The 19,556-nt window shown below is 41.1% G+C and carries 15 protein-coding genes; 5 read left to right on the top strand and 10 right to left on the bottom strand.

Features of this window, described 5'->3' with window-relative positions; genetic code table 11:
* Window positions 1–290: 290 nt before the first annotated feature.
* The 4 genes from SY85_RS20475 (at window position 291) to uvrC (ending at window position 4,769) form a co-directional block, all read left to right on the top strand.
* Complete coding sequence (locus SY85_RS20475; protein ID WP_066407069.1) at window positions 291–869, top strand: RNA polymerase sigma factor; 579 nt, start codon at window positions 291–293, stop codon at window positions 867–869.
* Between the two features lie 26 nt (window positions 870–895).
* A complete protein-coding gene (locus SY85_RS20470; RefSeq protein WP_066407067.1) occupies window positions 896–2,257 on the top strand; it encodes a porin family protein in 1,362 nt (453 codons plus the stop codon).
* 97 nt (window positions 2,258–2,354) lie between these two features.
* A complete protein-coding gene (locus SY85_RS20465) occupies window positions 2,355–2,936 on the top strand; it encodes a hypothetical protein (protein WP_066407063.1) in 582 nt (193 codons plus the stop codon).
* Window positions 2,937–2,954: 18 nt separating this feature from the next.
* Window positions 2,955–4,769: an excinuclease ABC subunit UvrC gene (gene uvrC / locus SY85_RS20460; RefSeq protein WP_066407060.1), complete on the top strand. Its 1,815-nt coding sequence runs from the start codon at window positions 2,955–2,957 to the stop codon at window positions 4,767–4,769.
* 207 nt (window positions 4,770–4,976) lie between these two features.
* On the opposite strand, the gene porN is transcribed toward uvrC, so the two are convergent.
* The 7 genes from porN to SY85_RS20425 form a co-directional block, all read right to left on the bottom strand.
* Window positions 4,977–6,026: a type IX secretion system ring subunit PorN/GldN gene (gene porN, locus SY85_RS20455; protein ID WP_158513013.1), complete on the bottom strand. Its 1,050-nt coding sequence runs from the start codon at window positions 6,024–6,026 to the stop codon at window positions 4,977–4,979.
* 15 nt (window positions 6,027–6,041) lie between these two features.
* Window positions 6,042–7,595: a type IX secretion system motor protein PorM/GldM gene (gene porM, locus SY85_RS20450; protein ID WP_066407050.1), complete on the bottom strand. Its 1,554-nt coding sequence runs from the start codon at window positions 7,593–7,595 to the stop codon at window positions 6,042–6,044.
* A gap of 59 nt (window positions 7,596–7,654) precedes the next feature.
* Window positions 7,655–8,416 carry a type IX secretion system motor protein PorL/GldL gene (gene porL / locus SY85_RS20445; protein WP_066407048.1) on the bottom strand — a complete coding sequence of 254 codons (762 nt, stop codon included), beginning with the start codon at window positions 8,414–8,416 and terminating at the stop codon, window positions 7,655–7,657.
* Window positions 8,417–8,523: 107 nt separating this feature from the next.
* Window positions 8,524–9,831 (bottom strand): T9SS ring complex lipoprotein PorK/GldK, encoded by a 1,308-nt coding sequence (porK, locus tag SY85_RS20440; RefSeq protein WP_226998922.1) that lies wholly within the window; start codon window positions 9,829–9,831, stop codon window positions 8,524–8,526.
* Window positions 9,832–10,441: 610 nt separating this feature from the next.
* Window positions 10,442–11,245 carry a uroporphyrinogen-III synthase gene (locus tag SY85_RS20435; RefSeq protein ID WP_066407047.1) on the bottom strand — a complete coding sequence of 268 codons (804 nt, stop codon included), beginning with the start codon at window positions 11,243–11,245 and terminating at the stop codon, window positions 10,442–10,444.
* 37 nt (window positions 11,246–11,282) lie between these two features.
* The gene (locus SY85_RS20430) at window positions 11,283–12,191 is read right to left on the bottom strand and encodes a DUF4271 domain-containing protein (RefSeq protein ID WP_066407045.1); all 909 of its coding nucleotides are present in this window, start codon (window positions 12,189–12,191) and stop codon (window positions 11,283–11,285) included.
* 58 nt (window positions 12,192–12,249) lie between these two features.
* Window positions 12,250–13,998, bottom strand: coding sequence for a BamA/TamA family outer membrane protein (locus tag SY85_RS20425; RefSeq protein WP_066407043.1), 1,749 nt, complete (start codon window positions 13,996–13,998; stop codon window positions 12,250–12,252).
* Between the two features lie 82 nt (window positions 13,999–14,080).
* Between SY85_RS20425 and hemW the strand changes: the two genes are divergently transcribed.
* Entirely contained in the window at window positions 14,081–15,205 is a 1,125-nt protein-coding gene (hemW, locus tag SY85_RS20420; protein WP_066407041.1) for a radical SAM family heme chaperone HemW, read from the top strand.
* Window positions 15,206–15,216: 11 nt separating this feature from the next.
* On the opposite strand, the gene SY85_RS20415 is transcribed toward hemW, so the two are convergent.
* The 3 genes from SY85_RS20415 to SY85_RS20405 form a co-directional block, all read right to left on the bottom strand.
* A complete protein-coding gene (locus tag SY85_RS20415; RefSeq protein WP_226998916.1) occupies window positions 15,217–16,269 on the bottom strand; it encodes an NAD(P)H-dependent glycerol-3-phosphate dehydrogenase in 1,053 nt (350 codons plus the stop codon).
* A gap of 238 nt (window positions 16,270–16,507) precedes the next feature.
* On the bottom strand, window positions 16,508–17,869 hold the full coding sequence (locus SY85_RS20410; protein WP_066407037.1) for an efflux RND transporter periplasmic adaptor subunit: 1,362 nt from the start codon (window positions 17,867–17,869) through the stop codon (window positions 16,508–16,510).
* A gap of 251 nt (window positions 17,870–18,120) precedes the next feature.
* Entirely contained in the window at window positions 18,121–19,545 is a 1,425-nt protein-coding gene (locus SY85_RS20405; protein WP_066407022.1) for a TolC family protein, read from the bottom strand.
* Window positions 19,546–19,556: the final 11 nt, after the last annotated feature.

Here is a 19,556-nt window from a genome sequence, read left to right as displayed (position 1 = left end):
CAACGGGCCTTTTCTTTTCTTATATATCAAACAGCAGGAGTGGCTCTTTCGCCTAACCCAACCAGTAACCCTCAATTCGCTATAGGCTATAAAAATGCCTCTAAGTCATTTTATAGCAAATCGATATATGTTAGAAGCACTGGTTCAATTATTTAAAATCGGTTAAAACAGTCGTATTCCACAGTTTATCTGGAAAGGGTTTATTTAGCTTTTTTTCCATAATTTTTTGAGCATTGGTGCAGCAATCATTTCAAAAAATTGTCTAACTTACAGGCACCCACACGGATTTTATGACCGAGGAAGCCCTTTTACAAGGTTGTATTCAGAACAAGGCTGTTGCCCAGAAAGCACTGTACGAAAAGTATTGTGCTAAGATGCTAGCAGTCTGTTACCGGTATGCACATAACCGAGAGGATGCCGAGGATATGTTACAGGAAGGTTTTATTAAGGTGTTTTCACAGATACACACTTTTGAAAACCGTGGTGCATTAGAAGGATGGATCCGCCGGATCATCGTACATACCTGTATCAACATTTTGAAGAAAAACAAGAAGTTTACAGAAAGCGTGGATCTGATTCATGCAACGGCTTTACAGGTACGAGAGGAAAGTATTCCATCTATTATCCAGGCAAAGCAAGTGGTAGAGTGTATCCGTCTTTTGCCAATAGGCTATCGGACGGTTTTGAACTTATATGCTGTGGAGGGGTATTCGCACCGGGAAATCGGTGCCATGTTGGACATTGAAGAAAGCACAAGTCGAAGCCAGTATACCAGGGCAAAAGCAATGTTGGAAGACATTTTAGTTAAAAAGAATATTATTTATAAGGCAAAAGATCAGGCACTAGCCGCAGGGTCTGGTGGTCGTTGATCTAATCCCTTAATTGCTGGCTCACTATGGAGAGTAATTTTTTAAATGATGAGTTTGAGGATTTTCTGAAGCAAAGCGCTGATGGAATACGCATGCGGCCTTCAGATCAGGTATGGCAAGGAATAGCGGCCAACCTGAAAAAGCGCCGACGCCGGGTAGCCTTTGCCAGCAGTGCGTTCTTATTGCTTTCTTCCGTTTTAGGCTATTTCCTAATAGATAACTCCAAACAATTAGCACCAACACCAGTAGCTACGCTACCTTCAGAAATACAAGGCAAAAACAATGTGCCTTCTTCACCTTCACATTCTTTGACGTCCACAGCTTCTACTGAAGCCAAGGTAATTGATATAAAGCAACGCCCAACGAACGCAACTGGTAATGCAGTAACTGCTGATCAGTCAACTTATCAACAAAAGAATAATGGAGCTGACCAGAGCCAGCACGTGCCGACTCTAATGACCCTAACGGCTATTAACGGATTTACGCCCACTGTTGTTGATTCAGACCCTGTAGCTTCTGAAACAGAGCAAGCATCTGCTAACACTCCAGAAACGCCTACTAAATATCCTTTAAGCATTGAAAGTGTTACCAACTTATTTAAGGCCGGACGCAAAAAAGCTAAACTTGGAGTGCAGGTATTTTTTACACCTACAGTAAGTTATAGAAAGCTTTCAGAGAATAAGTCATATTTGCGTTCTTTACCTCAACCAAACTTATTAACAAGCAATCCTAGACCATCCATTAATGTTAACGATGCTGTCACACATAAACCAGATCTTGGATTAGAATTAGGGCTGGCAACCAGATATCCCATTACGCATAGCATCAATTTGCGCGGCGGTTTACAATTTAATATAAATCGCTACGACATTAAAGCGTTCAAATCCTCTCCAGAAGTAGCCACTATTGCCTTGAACCGTGGTAATGACAATGGTGTTGACTATGTAGGCTCTATTTCAGACTACCGCAATTTTAATGGCTACAAGTCAGATTGGTTACAAAACTTTTACTTCCAGGTGTCTGCTCCCCTCGGTGCTGAAGTACACTTTAATAATAATAACAAAACACACTTTGGTGTAGCAGGTACCGTTCAACCTACCTACCTGATTGGCGATAGAACCTATGTAATATCGAGTGATTATAAAAACTACTCAGAAGTGCCTTGGCTAACTCGCCGCTGGAATGTAAATGCGTCAGCAGAAGCCTTTGTTTCTTACTCTACAGGGCGGATGAATTGGCAGGTAGGCCCTCAAATGCGCTATCAACTATTATCAAGCTTTATTGAGAAATACCCGGTTAAAGAAAACCTGTTTGACTTTGGCTTCAAGGTCGGAGTCTCTATCAACAAAAAGGAAGCTGAGAAAAAAGATTCTGAGTATCCGAAATAAGGCCCGAGCTAATTGCTTTCATCCCGCTTCGTGCGGGATTTTTTGTTCTTAACCTTTCCTTTGTTCTGCTTATCTTAAAGCATAGTAATTTTAGGGCATGAGTAAATGGTTATTATTACCCTTCCTACCCTTACTATTTTCTTGTCAGAATAAGGCTAAAATAGAAGCGGCCGATGCAGAACCTTATTTTCCCATTAAGTCATACATAGAAAGCCAGATTGCCCATGTAGACACCTCGTTATACAATATCCGACGTATTGAAACGATAAACAACCACTCTGATACTACTATTATTAAAAGGGAAGATTTTAAAGCACAAGCCAAAGACTTTTTGGAGATCCCAGATATCTCAAAAAATAAATGGAAAGACGATTATACAGAGACCAAAATATATGATGAGGTATTACAATCTGCAGTAATTACTTATACCCCTAAAGAAGAAGATGCAGAAGTAAGACGACAAGAGGTGATCATAAAGCCCAATGCTAATGAAGGGGATCAGGTAAGAACCATTTTTATTGATCGCTCCTTTGAAGATGGCAGTAGCTCTGTACAGCAAAAAATGCTTTGGGAGGTCAATAAATGGTTTCGGATTGTAACGATAACACAAAAGCCTAACCAGCCGGAGCAAATTAAAACCGTTCAGGTGATCTGGACAGAAGGCCCTTCGGCAGAATAATTGTGAGGACTGAAATAAATGACGAGTATAGAATTTCAACAAATTTCATCAACATTACCCCATCTACCGGGTATCTACAAATACTATGACATTAATGGTACGCTGCTTTATGTAGGCAAGGCCAAAGACATTCGCAAGCGTGTAAGCTCTTATTTTAATAAGAACATCAGCAGTTATAAAACGCATGAACTGGTAAAGCGGATCAAGCGTATCGAGTTTACTATTGTTAACTCAGAGCAGGATGCTTTTTTATTAGAAAACTCACTGATTAAGCAGTTTCAGCCGTTGTTCAATATCAATTTGAAGGACGACAAAACCTATCCTTACATTGTTATTAAGAATGAAGATTTTCCTAGAGTATTTCTAACAAGACAAAAGATTGAAGACGGGTCGCAATACTTTGGCCCTTACACATCAGTAAGTAAGGTAAAAGACCTGCTGGACTTCATTAAACAAACCATTCCATTACGTACCTGTCCCTTACACCTGACACCAAAAAATATTGAAAAAGGCAAGTTTAAGGTTTGCCTGGAATATCATTTAGGCAATTGTAAAGGTCCTTGTGAAGGTCATCAAACGCTGGATAACTATAACGACAACATTGCTCAGATAAAGAACCTTTTAAAAGGTCACCTAACTCCTGTATTTCAGCATTTCAAAAATGAAATGAAAGCATATGCTGAATCATTAGAGTTTGAAAAAGCAGCATTGGTTCAGAAAAAGATCAAGTTTCTTGAAAACTACCAGTCGCGCTCAATCATTGTCAGCAATTCCTTAGATGGCCTGGACGTGTTTTCCATTCAAAAAGAAGGAGACATTGCTTATGTCAACTACTTAATGATGGAGAACGGTTCCATTGTGCAAACTAAGACGCTAAAGGTAGAGGCGCAATTGGATGAAACTGTAGAAGAGATCCTTGCCTTTACCATAGGTCAGTTGCGCACAACCTTTAATAGCTCGGCAAAAGAAATTGTGGTGCCATTCCCACTGGAATATGAAGAACCCGGTGTTCAGATCACGATACCGAAAGCGGGTGAAAAGAAAAAATTATTAGACCTCTCTGAAAAGAATGTACAATACTTTATCAGCGAGCTGCAACATAAGAACCGCCTACGCGGTAATGGAACTGGCGTTAGCAAACAAAAGGTATTGATACAGATTAAAGACGATCTGCAGCTCAGCGAAGTGCCTACACATATTGAATGTTTTGATAACTCCAACTTCCAGGGTAGCTATCCGGTTTCAGCTATGGTCTGCTTTAAAAATGGAGAACCTAGCAAGAAAGATTATCGTGTATTTAATGTAAAAACAGTTGAAGGCATTAATGACTTTGCCACCATGAAAGAAGCCGTTTACAGGCGATATAAACGCTTATTGGCGGAAGGTGAAGATTTCCCACAATTGGTTATTATAGATGGTGGTAAAGGGCAGTTAAATGCGGCTCATGAAGCTATAATAGAATTGAAGCTGCAAGGTAAAATGACATTGGTTGGCTTAGCCAAGAATGAAGAAGAGCTTTTCTTTGTTGGCGATCAGCAAAGCCTGAAACTACCCTACGATAGTGAGAGTCATAAACTGATTCGACGAATCCGGGATGAAGTGCACAATCATGGTGTAAATTTTCACAGAAAGAAACGTAGTGAAGGCACGTTCAAAAATGAGCTGGAGGATATTAAAGGTATTGGCTCTACTACAGCTAATCAATTACTAAAAACATTCCGATCTGTAAATAACGTACGTAAACAAACGCTTGAAGAGTTAGCTAAAGTGGTAGGTATTTCTAAGGCAAAAATTGTAAAGGCCTACTTTAATACTGAGGAGGATAAAGCCTAAAAATAAAATGGGGCCAGAATGGAAATTCAGCCCCGCTTTAAAATCCAATATCCTATGAAAAACCGAGATAAAAATACAACATTTACCCAGATTTCATAGAGCTGTTTACTCATATTTTAAAAAAGGTTATTTAGTTACAATGTCACCTATTGGCAATAAAAAAACCCGCATGTATATGCGGGTTTTTTTATTATTTACAATTCCATCTTAGTAAGACCAAAGGTCTTGCTCGTAGTTGAAAATGCGATCTTTAATATTATCGCCTTCTAACAAGCTAAGGATAGGGTCTTTAAGACGCACCTTGATAGTTTGGTTGAAAGGATTATCCAACGTAGACTTGGTAATATAACTAGAGAACATACGACTTTCAAAAAGCTCTTCCCATGTCATACGACCCATACCCATATTCTTTGGATTATATACTTCATACTTTGCCAATGTAGGACGCAAGTCAGGATAATATACCCAGAACATTACGGTGTTACCACGCTCTTGGCCGTTTGGCAGATAAGAAGTTTTTAACGGAGCAATACCCAAAATTCTTACAAACATGCGGCTGGCTTCTCTATCAAATACCCACTCTTCCTTGATACGTAATTTGGTTACAGATTCCGGATCAAAAGAAGATTGTGTTACCACATACTCAATGATTTTGTTGGGGTCATTAGGATCACGTACAGGGCTGGTATCAGCAGAACCGCCTGCAGTTAACTGGCCTACTTCAGCGGCAGTCAATGGAGTTGTGAAACGATCATCTTCTGGAGAGAACGCTGTCACTTGTCCGGATTTAACTGCTCTAAGCAAAATTGAAATGAATCGCTGATCACCATTATCATCTTCAGCCTTAAAGCGGAAGGGCTGGTTCATTTTCTCACGCAGATCCAATTCACGCCATACTTTTTCTGAATATAAGGCGTCATCCCAACGCAAATGCTCATAAGGAAGTGGCGTTCTTTCGTTGATAAAGCTTTTATCAAAAGCTGCATCTGGACGCAGCGACTTTTTAAAAGATGAATCATTATAACCACCGGAACTGTTATCTACCCTAATAGGAATATTACCATAGGGATTATAACCAGAAGGTTGACGGTTAACATTATTTTGCTCGCTTTCTGTTTGCGTTTGTCCACCTGTATTACCAGCAGGAGGATTACCGCCGCCTGTCCTTCTACGAGGAGCACGCTGCGCATCTGCATTCACTGCTAGTGAAGATACAGCCAAACAAACGAGACAAAATTTGAGAATATTGCTTTTCATGTTCATAAAGCTTAATTATTTGATATAATATACCAATGAAGGCAATTTCATGCTTCTGCCATCAGGTCCCAGTGCACGAATACCATCAACAGTTATTGTAGCACCTGGCTTCAATCGGTTGATCAGAGATCTTGCTTGTGCACTCCAAGTATTACCAGTACATGCAGCTTCAATAAGATCACCTTCTTCTGTATCACCGGTGAGCGTAAAGGATGTAACAGTATATTTCAGATCAAAAGGAAAATCTTTAATATAAGCACCCACACCTGCCTGAGATTTGAAAGCTCCAGCGTTTACATTCTCACCAGAAGCATAACCACCAATTGTCGCTACTGGTGTAGGAATGGTACGTACACGGAACATAGAAGCACCAGCTACTTTTCCATCAACAGACACAGTGATCTTACAATCATCAGTTACGCTATTTACTTTAGCGATGTATTTACCAGGGCCAACTTTAACTAAAGAACCGCCGCCGCCAGTAATTGAAGCCTGCACTTTATCATCACCACCACCACTGGCAGCAATAGATACTGGGTTATCGATACCTACATACAGAACGTTCATTTTATCAAGGGCAATTGAAGCGTTAGCCTGACCTACAGTATAGGTAATGGTCTTAGAAATTGTTTTCATGTTACCATCCTGGTCCATATACTGAATGTTTACAGGAACTTGTCTGGTACCAATAGCACTTGCCATTGTTTTCCATTCAGCTACACCTTCAGCATTTACTGGTACACCTACACCACCAATGCTGATTTGTGGCTTAGCATCAGTACTAAACGCACCAACCCCAGCATTTATTGTTAATTCTTGGCCAGGCATTAAGTAGTTTGAGCTTTGACCTACGATAGCAGCAAACTGGTTGTAACGTACTTTAACTTGACCTACTTGCTCGTGGAATAAAGAAACCACTTTGTTTTCAGAAGTCTTTACGTCATTCTGAAACTTACTCAGCATAGTAAGAGCTGCTACTGTAGGTACCATACGGAAGTAAGCACCCTCCCAAGTATTATTACCACTAGCACCACCATGACTGTTTTTTGTATGAGGTACACTCAGATCAATCTGCTGCATGTAATTGTTGATCTGGTTTGCTAAAGCTGGAGCAACGGCTGCCATTTGCTTTTTATATTCAGCCAACTTGTTGTACAAGTCTTTGCCCTTGCCTTCTTCCACCATGATACGAGTAGCTACATCCTGGTTATCTTCTTTAAAAGTAGAGTCACCATTTTTAGCAGGATCAAAGCCAGCACCCTTCAAAATGTCTTGCTTTAAACCTTGGATATAGTCATTTAAACCCTTGGTCAAAGCAACTGCTTGTTGGGCTTTAGGCATCCACTCTGCTGCTTTTGCAGCACTCTCAGGTTCTTTTAATTTTTCTTCAAAAGAAGCCATGATCGTTTCAGTGGAACTATTAATTGTTTTATTTGTTGCAACTAAGCTATTATCTACCGTTTTAAAGGCATTCAGGATCTCAGCTGATACGTTCAATGCTAACAGGGCTGTCAACACCAAATACATCAGGTTAATCATCTTCTGCCGCGGCTCTGCAGGTAGTGCCATATTCTATTACGTATTTTGTATCGGTTTTTAAATCAGTTATTGGTTTTATACCATCATTCTTATCTGCCTTGCATAGCGCTCAGCATGTTACCATAGATGCTATTCAAACGGCCCAGGTTGTTAGCCAAATGACCAATTTGCTCTTGTACTTTCTTAGCATCTTCGGCGCTAGTCAACATAGCGTTTGATGTTTCAGCCAGTTTACCATAAAAACCATTCAATGCCTTCAGGTGGTTGTTGCTTTCTTGTAATTCCAATTCATAGATCGTATTCAAAGAAGACAAATTCTTTGTCATTACTTGCATTTGATCGTGGAATTGTTTAGCACCTTCTCCAGCTTGGTTGAAAGCACCAACTGAATTAGCAGCATTTACATAAGCATCTTTAACCTGAGCTAAAGCACTTGTTACTTCTCTTGTTTTTTGAGTATAATCACCAGTAGCAGCTACAACATCAGAAATGTTGTTCATGTTGCTTACAGTAGTGTTTAATTTTTTAAAGTTTTCGCTTAATCTGTTCAGATTAGCTGGAGTGATGTCTGCATCCATTAATGCCTTGTCAAGAGCACCAGTAGCATGAGGTACATGAGCTACAGCTAACTTACCACCGCCGTGATCAGCTTCAATGGCAGGGTATCTTAAATAAAGAATACCATAAACTAAGAATACAACGGCTTCTGTGGTCAAACCGATTTTCAACCAGATATCCGCGTCAGGGGAGTGTAAGATCTTTCTTAATGCACCCCAGATAACGATTGCCGCGGCAATAGATACAAATACGTCAACGATTTTGCTCACTTTAGGAGGAATAGCAGCTGCCATAAAACTTTACTTTTAGAATAGATGGTTTAAAAAGATAAAATGAATTTTAGGATGAATAGAGGACTGCAGTTGCAGACCTCTATTCATAACACAGTATGTAGTTTAGATTATTTACGTCCCTTTTTACCTTGCTGTGCAGGTAAGTCAATCACGGTACGGAAACCGATGTAAGATTTGGTGGTGTCTTGGTATTCGTAAGTGCGGGTACCAGTTTGCAGGTAATAACCTACATCTTTCCAGCTACCGCCACGAATTACCTTGCGCTTCATTTTAGGAGGGTCAGAATCTTTTGCGTTCCAACGAACGTCTGGGTTCATATCATGTTGGAAAGTGTAGGAACCTTCATAATAAATAGAAGATGTCCATTCTGCTACGTTTCCAGCCATACAGTATAAACCAAAGTCATTTGGCCAATAAGCGTCAGCACGTACTGTATAGAAACCACCATCTTCAGGATAGTTACCACGTCCAGGCTTAAAGTTAGCTAATAAACAACCTTTTTTGTTTCTTAAATAATAGTTACCCCAAGGATACATTGATTGGGAACGGCCACCGCGAGCAGCGTATTCCCACTGGGCTTCTGTTGGAAGACGGAAATCAGACTCCTGAGCTCTTTTCTTTCCATCCAACCAAGAATTTAAAAAATGCGTTCTCCACTCGCAGAAAGCATTTGCTTGCTGCCAGTTCACACCTACTACTGGATAGTTACCAAAAGCAGGGTGAGAGAAGTAGCGCTTTGTCATAGGCTCATTGTAAGAATACGCAAAGTCACGAATCCAAACTAAAGTATCTGGATAAATGCGAACGTCTTTCTTTACTATGAACTGAGAACGAGCCTTACCAGCATTTTCTCTTTTAGCAGCTTCTTTCAGATCAAATGTCTCAGAGTGGTAGATCAGCTTAGACGCATCGATTTCCTTTTTGCCGAAAATGCGATCTTCAGGAGAAAGGATCAAATCTGTCTGACCTAATTGTTCTACGACTTTGGGGTCGCTCCATTTCAGGGTTTTCATTTTCGCCCAGTCAACATACTCATTACCATCAGAGCCACTTTTTACATAACCCAATTTCTTTGCAGCAATTGAGTCGCGTACCCAGTAAACAAATTGACGGTATTCGTTGTTAGTAATCTCTGTGGCGTCCATCCAGAATCCGCTAATGGATACAGAACGGTTGCGGGCGCTGAAAGCATAAGAAGGATCCTCATCGCTAGGGCCCATGTGGAAAGTCCCTTGAGGTATGTAAACCATACCAGGAGGTTTAGGTAGAACGTACTTGCTACCAGGAGAAATGCCGTGGAGCTGACCATCATTTGGCAGGCTACCACCTTTGTCCTTCTTTCCAATAATGCCGCAACCAGCCAGTGAAATAGAGGCCAGGGCAAATAGGGTGAAGTATTGGTTTTTCATTTTCATATACAGGGGTATTGGGCAAATATATGATTTACGAATTAACAGATACACAAGGTTAGTATATATTTTTTTCATTTGCAATAGCCTATGTTGACTTATAGAATTAAACGGAACCGTATTTTTTTTATTGCATATTTAACAAATTATTTCTATTTAATTGCCTGTCAGTTGGTTATTAATGCATAAACATACCCTTTTTATATCTAATAATAACGTCCAAGCCAAGTCTATTGTCAATATTGAGCAACTTTAAAAAAAGCAGCCCTGTTTCATGTTTTCAGATTTGTAACGTGCAAGATTTGATGTGTAGGAGCAACACTTAATACATTTTATGCCCTTGGTTTGGGCTGTCCCCTCCTTCTTATCGAGATTAAATAAAGCAGCTGATAAAAAGCTGACGACTATGCTATTGGTCCAGGATTTACTTTTACTACTCACCGTTATAAAAGGACATAGCTTAGCAAGACACAAATCCTTTTCAATTATACCTTTCCGTTGCCCGTAAACGCATTTGGTGCGGCAGAGGTATCCTATCTAAATAAATTCACGTGATGTTGTAAACGAAAAAGCACCCTGGATCAGGGTGCTTCATTATACAGTTATATAAGGAATGTTACTTCTTCTTGGTTTGAGCAGCCAGATACTGATCCAGGGCAGCCACCATAGACGGTGCCTGGGGTTGTGGCGCTTTAATACCCAACTCTAAACCAGCTTCTTCAACAGCCTTAGAGGTATTATTTCCAAATGCGCCGATTACGGTACCATTCTGTTTGAACTTGGGTACATTATCAAACAGGCTTTTTACACCACTAGGAGTAAAGAAGCAAATGACATCATAAGAGTTCTGGTCAAGAATTTCTTTAACATCAGAACTTACCGTGCGGTACATATAAGCTAATGAAAAATCACAGTTATTTGATTTCAGCCAGCCGGTTATTTCACTATCCTGCTGGTTTTCAGAACATACATACAACAGCTTTTCATTGTTCTTATGCTTGTTAATGGCGTCAAATAAACTCTTATTACTGCCATCAGCACCATAAAAAACCTTACGCTTGCGATACAAAATGAATTTTTGCAGGTACAAAGCCACGGCTTCTGTAATGCAGAAGTATTTGGTGTCTTGCGATACCGTTATTCTCATTTCTTCACACATACGGAAGAAATGGTCAATAGCATTACGGCTTGTTAGAATCACACCAGTATGCGCAGCAATATCAATCTTTTGCTTACGGAAATCCTTAGCGGAAATGGGTTCCAGCTTTATAAAAGGCTGAAAATGAAGATCAACATTGTATTTCCTAGTCAGGTCGAAATAGGGCGATTTGTCGCTTTCGGGCCGGGGCTGTGTAATTAATATCTTCTTTCTGGCCTTTGTAGATGCACTAGTAGGCTTAGAAACCTCGTTTTTTACCATATGTGGTCGGGCTAAAGTTAACGCAAAAGTACAAAAATCAGGAAAGATACGTAAACAACAGTTTGTTAATCAATAATAACGGTACAATTTCAAAGGCGCAGAGGTAAAGTATAAAGTGAAAGGCATTTATCTTAACCCCCTTATGGATGGTAGCATAGGACAAAAAGAAACGGTACAAAAATGCGCCACCAGTAATTATTAGGGCAGCAGTAATAAATAAATGCTGAGTTAAACCACTGGTAAAGACCATTATAATTATAAATGGTAACCACACTATCCCCAACACCTTATTGGTGGTAAAAACAATAAATGTGTAAGAATCTGTAGCGTCTTTCAGGCGAAAAAGCCAACCGCACAGCTTAAGTGTAATAAACTTAACCAGGTAAATTACTCCTAATCCAGCTGCTGCGTATAATAATAATTGCCAAAAATTGTAATCCTTACCCAATCCATAATACTGCAGCAAAATGGTAATAAATAACCCACCGCTTAATATAAAAAGGATATTCAGTAGCAGCGAAGGCAAGGGGGAAGCCATAAGCTGTTCTTTTACCTGCCGCTGCTTAAGCGTAGTTCTGAAAAACAGACGAAATAGATCCTGCAGGTATCGCTGAAAGGCATTGCGTACAAAGGCAAAAAAGAGCAACAAGCCTATACAGGCATAAAATAGAGCATCTTTTCCATGCCATTCATGTTTTGGGGCAATAAACCGGATTGGGTTTTCAATCTGGAAATAAGGGTGCTTCTTGTACAGAACAGTATCAAATCGAATATAAGGAGGCTCAACAGCTACCGGCTGTATGGTAGTGGTATCAGCTTTTACAGTATCCTGCCGTACCAATGTATCCTTTGCAGCCACTATACTATCAGTGCGCTTTAAGGAATCAGCTTGTCCCCAGGCCCCTAAACTCAACGAAAAACTTAGTATAAAAAGATAAAAACGCAATCCGGTAGTGTTTATAGGCAAATGTATTGAGCACAACTGTTAGACAAATGCTTTCCCCCTAAAAATAGTTGACAAACCCAAAATGAATCTTAGACTGGCGTAAGTTAAGCTCAGTATCATCACGCTTCCCCAGCGCCCATGCAAGGTTAAATAGCCCTGCCTTGGTTTCAAAGGAAAGGCCCAGCCCAGTACCTACATAGGTATGCCCCTTGCCCATATTAGGCCCGGGTTGCCCCCATCCCCCATCCACAAAAGCAAAAAAATTAGAGTTTTGCCCAATCAGGTAACGGTACTCTAGTGTGCCCACTGCATATTGCGACACATACTGGCTTTCTTCATCAAACCCACGCAATAGCCGGTACCCCCCTATCTGGAACAGCTCATTTCGAAATATATTACCACTATTAAAAACCCCTCCATTAATGGCGGTCTTAAGGGCGCTTTGTTTACCCAAGGGAAAGAAATGGGCAGCAGTAGCCGTTACCCTAAACTGGTAGGTCTTCAGCTTTACCGTATCATAAAGCCGGGAATAATCAAAAGAAGGTTCATTGGGGTCTTTGATCTCCAATATTTGATTGTTCTTTTTAATGCGCTTGATACCCGCCGATGCAGTGATCAGCAACTCATTACCTCGTTGGGGGTTATAACGGTAGTTCGTATTATTAAATGTAAAGCTGGAGCCCAGGTTATTGGAACTCACATCGGCTTCCGGCGGCAGCTGCCGGTAAAGCTGAACCTGCTGGACATTGATACCATTAACAATGCTCTGCTGACGTAAGAAAAAGAAAGACGCACTCTGGTGCTCATTGACACCATATTTAGCCTCTAACTTCATATTCATGTTTAAAAACGTACTGTCTTTACGAAACATATCAAAGCTAAAGCCCATCCCCAGTGGTGACCGAAATATATAGGGGTGCTCGTAAAGCAGGTTCAGACGCTGAGATTGTGGCTGCAGCTTTTGCCATACCAGCCCAATCGTCTCCCCTATCCCTAATGCGTTGCGCAGCATAATATTGGCATCCATGGTTAACTGGAACTTCTTACTGGCTGTAGGATCACTGTTAGGTAAAAATCCTGCTAACAGGTTGACTTGACTGCTTTTTTTAGGCTTTAAATACAAGTTTAGTACGGATCCTGTGGACAAGTAGGAAACAGTTGAAGGCTGCTCTTCAGTGATATAGGGCAGCTCCGCTAACCTTTTACTTATGCCCGCCAGTTTACGTTTACTGTAAATGCTGCCATTTTCAATATTTAAATAACGTTGCAAAAACTTGTTGCTCACGTTTACATCCCCATATACACGAATGCTATCGATCTTGTAAAGCGGTCCTTTTTCCACCTTTAACAAGGCTGTTACCTCTTGATTATCAAGTGAAAGGCTATCCAAATAGATACGGGCAAACGGGTAGCCGGCTTCTTCCAAATAATTCAGCAATTGTTGCTGCCGGCTTTGCCAGTCGGAAAAAAGCAAGGGTTTGTTACTGAAGGCCGCATTGCTCCAGCGAATACCTTGTAAAAACACTTCATCTTCAGGCTGGGTACGTAAGCGTGCCCATTTATACAATTGCCCCAGGAAGAGCTGCACTTGTGCCTGGGCACTATCAAAACGTATATTGTCTACAGAGGCACTGATATAACCCTTGGCTTGCAATAATGTGGGTAAGCCAGTAAGATAGGCGGCTGCGCCCTCCCGGCTTGAGAATGAAGTAGTTAGTGTAGGCGTATTAGATTGGGAGGCTGAATCTACTACGGTATAATGTACCTGATAACTGGTGTCTTGCGCCCATAGGGCAGCATGAACCATTAACAATATTAGTAGACATAGGTACTTTAACTTCGCCATCCGATCTTGTAAAAATATTTTGTAGAGCTTAATTAGAACGTCATTGGCTGGAATTTATTTGCATATCCCCTTTTGTAAACAGGCTTGTAACTACTGTAATTTCCATTTTACCACTTCTTTAAGATATAAAGATGACCTGGTAGCGGCCTTGGCAAAAGAAATCAGCCTTCAAAAGGATTATCTGGTCGACGCTACGGTAAATACCATCTATTTTGGCGGCGGTACGCCAAGCTTATTGTCGATCGACGATTGCCGATTGCTGATTGAAAACATCAGGCAAACCTTTTCTGTTGCAGAAGATGCAGAAATCACTTTGGAGGCCAACCCAGACGATATTACGGCCGATAAACTCAAGGGCTGGAAGGACACAGGCATTAACCGCCTGAGCATAGGCGTTCAATCCTTTTTTGAAGAGGAACTTCGTTGGATGAATAGGGCCCATACGGCTAATCATGCACGACAGTGTATAGAACTGAGCTTAGCAGCCGGCATAACCAATCTGACCATTGACCTGATTTATGGCTCACCGCTCTTAACAAACGAAATGTGGGAGCAAAATGTACAGACGGCTATTCAATACAATATCCCACACCTCTCCTGTTATGCGCTTACGGTAGAAGAAAGGACCCCGCTTCATAAATTGATCAGCAATCATCAAAAACTACCGGTGGATGCCGATAAACAAGGCCACCAGTTTCTACTGCTCATGCAGTGGCTGCGGGCCGCGGGTTATGACCACTATGAAGTGTCCAATTTTGCCAAACCCGGCCATAGAAGCCGTCATAACTCCTCCTATTGGAAAGGACAAGCTTATTTAGGTTTGGGACCTTCAGCTCACTCCTTTAATGGTACAGAACGCCAGTGGAATGTAGCCAACAACCAACAGTACATTTCAGCTATCCAACTAGATAAAGTGCCTTTTGAAAAAGAAATACTCAGTTCAGCAGATCAGTTGAATGAGTACCTGATGATTTCATTACGGACCATGGAAGGTATAGACCTGAACGTTATTGAAAACAAATGGGGGCATACAGAACGGGAACGTCTCCTCCATACCATCAAGCCTTCGCTGGCACATGGCACAGTGACACAACAAAACCATCATTTAAAGCTTACCGATGAAGGTCTTTTACTAGCCGATGGTATTGCAGCTTCTTTATTTAAGTAATGCCGCAGGCATTAGATCAGCCCTTCTTCAATCTTGGCAAATCCTTGAGCAGGCGATAAGCGTTCCCATAAAATTTTATAAACCGTATCGGCAATCGGAACCTCCGCTCCTACCGTTTGATTGATATGATTCAAACATTTAGAGGCATAATACCCTTCAGCAATCATATTCATCTCCAGTTGTGCCGACTGCACAGTATAGCCCTTGCCGATCATGTTGCCAAAAGTGCGGTTGCGGCTATAAGGCGAATAACAGGTTACCAGTAAATCACCTAAATACACAGAGGCAGCATAGTTTGGCGTTTTACGGTGTGTGTTGGGTTCTTCATCGTGCTCCCCCACCACCATATGCTGAATACCTACCTTACGCAGGAACACCGCCATTTCATCAGCTGTATTGGCAATGTAAACACTCAGAAAATTATCGCCATACTCCAGGCCATGAGCAATGCCGGCGCCTAAAGCATAGATATTTTTCAAAACGGCAGCATACTGTACGCCCAGTATATCATTATTGGTAACGGTATTGATATAATCCGACTTGAACAACTGGCTAATTTCTTCAGTTGCATGCAAGTCAATACCCGAAAAAGTGAGGTAAGACAATTTCTCTGAGGCCACTTCTTCCGCATGACAAGGACCTAGCAAAGCAAAGTAGTTTTCCAAGGGGATATTAAACTCTTGTTGCAGGTAATCATTCAACAAAATATCCGGCCCTGGAACGATACCTTTAATAGCCGATACAATTCTTTTAGAACTGAATTCTGCTTTATCTACGCCTTTTAATGCATCTTGAATAAAGGCAGATGGTACAGCCAGTACTAATGTATTGGAGGCCGCCACTACGTCATTGATATCGCAGGATATATTGAGTAAGGACACATTCAGATGTGCAGATGTCAGGTATTGAGGATTATGCTTACGCTTATAGATATAATCTTTGTGAGCAGCATTTCGCACCCACCAGTTCACACGTTGCCCGTTATCGGTCAAGATCTTCACCAGGGCTGTTGCCCAACTTCCGCTTCCAATAACGCCAAAACTCATGCTTGATTGAATCGACATATTTAATAGATGTCGGCAAATTTAGCAGTTTCTAACCTTTGCAACACGTTACATAATCTCCTATAACAACACATCAATAGAACAAGCACCATTCTTATTCAAAAATCGATGGACGAAAATGAAATAACTAGTTACTAAAACAAAATAGCCAGAATAGTAGTCTATTCTGGCTGCCAAAAAAATTTCAACGATGTAGAAATCAAATCCTGTTAATCCGAACAATCCATCAAATCTGAGATCATCGTTCAAACAACTTATCCTTTTCTACCACCTTTACCTTGGTACCCGACTTTAATGTTTTACTTACTGCATTATAAGGTGCTATTACAATCTCCTCATTACCACTCAGCCCACTGGTGATTTCAATGTAGTTAATATCCTGAATACCAGTTTTTACTACCTTCTTCTCCACTTTTCCTTCTTTCACCAGGAACACTACTTCTTCTAACTCATCTGATACCGCATTATCCACAGCATCTTCTTCACTTTCATCTTTACCACGTTTGGCTTCTTTTTTCTTTTGATCAATATTCTTATCACTTCCTTTTATGCGTGCCGCTACCGAAGTTATAGGTACCGCAATGACATTTTCTTTTCGTTTTGTTTTAATATCGGCACTGGCATTCATACCGGGACGGAAAGGAAATTTTTTAGACTTTCCTGGTTCCATCAAGTCAGCATAGGAGCTAGGATCTAAGCGAATATGAACTTCGTAATTGGTTACATCATTTGAGGTAACAGCTGCCGTGCCTGTTTTTGTGCTGCTGGCAATCTGTGTAACCTGTCCTTTAAACTTACGGTTATTATAAGCATCCACTTGCACATCTGCCTCATCGCCAATACTGATCTTTACAATATCATTCTCACCTACATCTACCCTTACTTCCATAGTAGCCATATCGGCTACGCGCATCATTTCTGTACCAGCCATTTGTGCGGTTCCTACTACGCGCTCACCTTTCTTTACATTCAGCATTGAAATCACGCCACTCATAGGAGCTACGATAGTGGCGCGTCCTAAGTTTTTATTGGCCATCTGCAATTGCGTGCTGGTGCTTAGTGCACCAGCTTGTAAGGCGCGGATATTTTGTTGGGCAGCATTAAACTGGGCCTGTGATGAACGCAGCTTGGTTTCATACTGCTCAAACTCTGACTTCGATATAACTTTCTCGTCAAACAGTTGCTTGTTGCGTGTATAAGCCTGTTGATCTTGCTCCAATTGTGCGCGCAAAGATTCTAAAGCTGCAGAACTATTGGCAACAGAGGCTTGCGACTGTGACACCTGCGCTGCTGCCTGGTCGCGCTGAGAGGAATAAATATCGGCATAGATACGTGCCAGCACCTGTCCTTTCCTAACGCTATCGCCTTCCTGAACAGTCAGGTCTACAATCTCACCCGAAATATCCGGGCTTACTTTTACTTCAATCTCTGGATATACTTTACCACTGGCATTCACTGTTTCCACAATGGTGCGTTTAGCAGCCTTCTCCACCGCCACTTTCACCCCGCTGTCAGAAGCGCCAGCCGTAAATTTCATAATAGCCAATAAAGCCACTACGCCACCTACGCCAATTAATATCCATTTTACTGTTTTATTCATATAAGAACATTGTAACTTATTAAAGTATGTTTTTTCTTATTGAGGTTAGCGTCTCAAATGAAAAGTTCACAAGTTTTCGAGTTCACTAGTTCACCTGTTAAAAGACGAAAATGACCTGTCCCTCAATTTAACTTAACAACACTTATCTGGCATTTGATCTTTCACATTAATATCCATGCTTAGCTTACATAATTCACCTGCTTTATTAACAATCAAACTTGTGAACATGTAAACTTGTAAACTCATCACCCTCACAACTTCAACCCCTGCCCCTTATAAAACTCCAGCAACTTCATCTTGAACACATAATCAAACTGTGCCAACAGCAACTGTGTACGGGCACGCAACAAATTATTCTGACTGTTCAGCAGTTCATAAGTAGACATCAGGCTCAAATCGTAACGCTTCTGTGAAAATGTAAAGGCTTTTTCAGCAGAAGTAACCGCTTTTTGATTAGCCGTGAACTTCTGTAAAGATGCAACAGCATCATTATACGCCTTATAAATATCCTGTTTCAGCGTCTGGTTGCTACTTTCAATATTTAATTGAGCCTGCTGCACATTCAACTTGGAGCGCTCCCAGTTCGTACGCAATGTTCCATTATTGAAAATGGGGATACTGAGTGCCAATCCAATATTCTGACCAAAGTTGTTGCGTAATTGCTCACCGTATGGAGTTACGCCATACAAGAAATTTGAACTAGGGGCATATACTGGATAGGTAGTGCCATCTACCGTCACGGTAGCCGCAGTGGGAGCACTAGGCACAGGCACTATTTTTTGGGTACTTTGCAGATTAACATAATTACTAGCCAATCCACCATATGCCGAAAGCGTAGGATACATACTACCGTGGGCTGCCCGCACGGCTTCCTGATTGGCTTGCAAGCGTAAGTCATTTACTTTTTGCTGTGGCAGGTTTACTATAGCCAACTGATAAACTCGATCAGGTTGCAATTCCGCCAAGGGCTCAATAGGAATCATTTCTACCGGAGGCGCTTCTATATCAAAAGGAGCAGCAGCATCTAAATTCAAGATGGCTTTTAACTGTAGCAGTTGTAGTTCTACTTGCGATTGAGCAGTAATCAAACTGGAACTATCCAGCGCTACCTGTGCTTCTAATTCAGCCGCATTTAATTCAGGCAATGCACCTGCGTTCACCCGCTTACGTGTTAACTCTAATTGGGCAATGTTTTGTTGTACTTGAATGCTGGCAATCTTTACCTGCTCTTTTGCCAACAGCGCCTGCAAATATCCAACGGCTACATTGAGTGCCACATCATCTTGCACTTTCTTTACCTGCGCCACATCAGCCTGGTTGGTAAGTCGTGATGATTCTATGGTGTTCTTTTTGGAATACCAGTTGAATAGAGATACGTTTGTTTGTAGCTGTATACCGGAACTTAAAAAGTTTCTGTCCTCCAATACACCAGTAGTGGGGTTCTCTGAACGACCAAACTGGTAACCTACACTGGTTTGAAAAGTAGCGCCAGGGTATTTCGATAACTCATTCCGATGTACATCTAATTTGGAAAAACGACTTTGCAGATCTGCTTGTCGTACAGATATATTATTGGTTATAGCATACGTAACACATTTTTGCAGGTCCCATTTTTCCTGCCCAAAGACCGTACTGCCACCAATTAAAAGCAGTAAGCAAAGTAATGGTTGCTTCATAATATAAAAAT

Source organism: Flavisolibacter tropicus (genome assembly GCF_001644645.1).
Lineage (GTDB): Bacteria > Bacteroidota > Bacteroidia > Chitinophagales > Chitinophagaceae > Flavisolibacter > Flavisolibacter tropicus.
This window is presented reverse-complemented; position numbering and strand designations above follow the sequence as displayed.